1 protein-coding gene and 1 pseudogene are annotated in these 670 nt (G+C 74.9%); one reads left to right on the top strand and one right to left on the bottom strand.

From position 1 onward, the window contains the following. Positions 1-304, bottom strand: a 304-nt coding sequence (locus tag VR44_RS35170) for a helix-turn-helix domain-containing protein (protein WP_045951713.1), incomplete at its 3' end; no start/stop codon positions are given. A gap of 175 nt (positions 305-479) precedes the next feature. Between VR44_RS35170 and VR44_RS35165 the strand changes: the two are divergent. Beyond that, positions 480-670, top strand: a pseudogene (locus VR44_RS35165) (M64 family metallopeptidase); the annotation flags it as partial.

The following is a 670-nucleotide window of genomic DNA, read 5'->3' as shown; positions in this document are numbered from 1 at the left end:
GCCTGCGGAAGTGGCCCGCGGCCTCCCGCGCCGAGCCCGTGGCGAGGGTCCGCTGGGCGTCGGTCAGGGCCAGGCGCAGCTCCGTGCCCAGGGAGGCCGGGCGGCCGGTGGTGAGTTCCTCGTACGAGGTGCCGAGCCGCCCGGCGAGGAAGCGCAGCGCGGCCTCCGAGGGCCGCACCTTGCCCGCCTCCAGGGTGGACACGTACGCCGGGGTGTACGCGGGCTCCGCCAACTGCCGCTGGGTCAGACCGCGTTCGCCGCGCAGCCGCTGCACGCGGCGCCCGATCTCGGCCGGTTCGTCCATGAACTCCCCCTGCTGTCCACGAGGTTTCCTCAACTCCCCAGTATCCGGGGGGAGTCACCCATTGCGCACGCCCGCGGGCGCCCCCTAGTTTAAGCAGCCGGTTCAGTCGGGTTAACCACCCACTTAACTCGACCCGGCCCGCCCCCCTCAACTTCCCGTCCCGGCGGAGGACTTCATGAAACGACCTGTCCGGCCTGCCCTGCGCGCGGCGCTCGCGGCCCTCTGTGCGAGCGCCGCGCTCCTGGCCGCCTCGGCCGTACCCGCCGACGCGGCGCCACCGGCCGGCCCGACCGCCCGCCCCGGCGTCGAGGTGGAGATACCCGGGCCGGAACACGGCGGCGAGGCCGGATCCGGCCGCACCCGGGT

Origin of the sequence: Streptomyces katrae, from assembly GCF_000966975.1 — a bacterium.
In the GTDB taxonomy this organism is placed as follows: Bacteria; Actinomycetota; Actinomycetes; order Streptomycetales; family Streptomycetaceae; genus Streptomyces; species Streptomyces katrae.
Note: the sequence above shows the minus strand (reverse complement) of the source record. Positions and strands in the feature narration are given on the sequence as shown.